3 protein-coding genes are annotated in these 2560 nt (G+C 62.5%); 2 read left to right on the top strand and 1 reads right to left on the bottom strand.

Going from position 1 to position 2560, the window contains the following annotated elements; all coding sequences use genetic code 11:
• The coding region (locus tag AC1DT2_RS20450; RefSeq protein WP_477298363.1) for a hypothetical protein at nt 1-1180 on the top strand (1180 nt) is incomplete at its 5' end.
• Nucleotides 1181-1214: 34 nt separating this feature from the next.
• Complete coding sequence (locus AC1DT2_RS20445; protein ID WP_477298362.1) at nt 1215-1502, top strand: hypothetical protein; 288 nt, start codon at nt 1215-1217, stop codon at nt 1500-1502.
• Between the two features lie 57 nt (nt 1503-1559).
• Here AC1DT2_RS20445 and AC1DT2_RS20440 read toward each other — a convergent pair whose 3' ends face one another.
• Nucleotides 1560-2315: a YkgJ family cysteine cluster protein gene (locus AC1DT2_RS20440; RefSeq protein WP_255548350.1), complete on the bottom strand. Its 756-nt coding sequence runs from the start codon at nt 2313-2315 to the stop codon at nt 1560-1562.
• Nucleotides 2316-2560 lie beyond the last annotated feature (245 nt).

The raw sequence follows: 2560 nt of genomic DNA, 5'->3' as shown, positions 1-2560 counted from the left end.
CAACCGCACCGAATACGCCTATGTGGCTAACAACCAGTGGTGGACCGCTGTTCCCGGCAGTGTTGCCCAGAAGACGCAAACGTATCTGGAGACGAACAAGGCCAGTCCGCCGCCGGGGAGTAGTCAGTACGTGAGCCTGCCGCTCAACACCATTGAAATAAAAGCGGGTTGGCGCGAGCTCACGACGGCTGAACAGCAATCGGGCCGGTTCCACATGGCCAAGGTGCGTTCGTACGAAACGAACACGAGCAAGACCACATGCTACCGCGAAGCCGTTTGGGGTCTGGTCGCCTTGCACATCATTCAGAAGACGGCGACCGCACCGCACTTCATCTACGCCACGTTCGAGCAGGCTGACAATATCCTGCGGCCCAACGGCACGCCGCTGGAAGATGAGAACGGCGCGATTGCCGGAGCGTTGCCGGCATGCCGCAGCGATCAGAAGGCACCCTGTCCGACCATCCCTTCCGTGACGCTTGACGACACCGCCACCGTGAGCCCGAGCGGTCTTCCCCCCGAGGTCGATCTCGTACCGGCGAGTGCGCAGTACTGCACACCGTCGGTCGGTACGCGGCCGAAGAACCAGCTCTACTACCAGAACAGCGACGGCAAGCCCGGCCTTCCGGCAGGCGGCTTCATTTGTGTCAACTATCGCGACAACGCCATTCCGAACATCATCGTGCAGGCTAACAAGGATGCGCACGCCGCCATGGCGACCTATGCCAACGCGCATGGGCAGAAGAAGCCCTCGCCGTGGGCGTACTACAAACTGGTCAACGTGCAGTTCGAGGCGGTCGACAAGGACTACGCCGGCGTCTACAAGACCAACGATCCGTACACGGGTCGGAACCCGGCCAGCTATCACCTCGCGAATATCGTCGTGGAAACCAATCGCCCGCTGCAGCTGTTTAGCGGTGGCCTGGTCGGCAGCGGCTATACCGGTGTCAACAGCGACTACGAGTCCCAGTTCGGTGGCACGGGCATTCACAAGAACATGTTCTATGGCGGCGGCGCCTACAACATGGGCGGCTGCATGGGTTGCCACGGCAGCCAGGGACAGCACGCCTCCGGCGATTTCAGCGTGATCCTCGCCAACGGTGCCGTGCATAAGCCTGAGCCCCCGAGCGTGCCGAGTCCTTCCGGGGCTACCGAAGTCGTACGCAATCGCACGCTTAAGTAAGAAGCATCCCTCAACGCAGAGCCAGGAGCCATGCATGACGAACCTACGACCCCAGATCACCGCCGATGCCGCCGCCGCTCCAGCCGGCATCAGTTTCGCGAAGGACATCGCGCCGCTGTTCAACGCGACCGACATCGCTCATATGAAGCAGGTCACGAGGGGAACCCTCGACCTGAGCGTCTATAACGACGTCGTGGTGTACGCGTCGCAGATCTATTCGCGCGTGAGCAGCGGCAGCATGCCTCCCCCGCCATCCAAAGCGTGGACGCAGCAAATGGTGCAGCTGTTCGCCGGCTGGWTCAGCCAGGGCACGCCGCCTTAGGAGAACGGCTACTGGCCCGATGGCATCCATCGAGCCAGTGTCGCGCCGGGAGAAACCTCAGGCGTAGATGCCGGGTTCGACGAACGCGATGAAGCGCCGGCCACTGTCGGCAAGGTCGCCTGCATGCAAGAGGTTCGCTCCGGCCGAAGCCAGCAGCGCCAGCGTGTTCGGGCGATGCGATACCAACACCCAGTCAGGTTTGAAGGATTCGTTCGACGCCTCGACCAACACGACATCGAGCGCGGCCAGCAGCTGTGATGGCTCCGGCGTATGCGTCACGACGCCTTCGTTCGTGAGCCCTGCCTCGGTAACACCGAGGAGATCGCACAAACGCCCTTTGGCGTCGGCCTCGCTATAGTCCGCACCGCGACGGCGGACGACCGCGTCTGCCACCGTCTCGTCGGCCCAGTTGCCCGCATCGTTCTGCAGGACGGTCGCGGTTTCCCATGCCTCCGGCGGACAGAGTTTCTGCAAAGGGTCGACCGAAAGAAAGGGATTCACTTCGGCTGGGTAGATGCGGCATGCCATCGGCCGGCGCTCGTAGATGCCGCAGCTCATGTCACTGCGCAGGTTGGGACAAGCCCCTGCGAACGTGGCTAACAACGAAACGGTGACACGTACCGGTAGTGTCCCACTGGCGGTGGGAAAGGATCGCTTACGTTTGTGTTGGGCCACGCCATCGTCCGCCGGAGGTTCCTGCGGCCAGGGGATYGCCTCGCAGAAAATTTCGACATCGCCTCCTTCGCGAAGCCACGTACGCGCTTCGGCCATGCCAAGCGGAAGCCGCAGACCGTGGCAGCAGCGTCCGCACATGGTGCAAGAGAAATTCAGAGGCATGTCATGCGAGTCCGGGCCGGGGTCAGAGGGAAAGCAACTCTGGCTATTCGGTACGGAYGCCTGTTTGGTTACAGGATGCGGATTCCGATCGAGCCCCGTCAGTTGTCGTCGCGGCTCAACAATGAGCCGACGATGCCGCCGAGAAGCGCACCGCCGACACCGGCGCGACCGGCACCGCCCTCACGGCCGGGCATGTATTCGGCAATCTGATGGGCCAGTCG

The organism is Luteibacter sp. P4_E6 (assembly GCF_056401535.1).
This window is presented reverse-complemented; position numbering and strand designations above follow the sequence as displayed.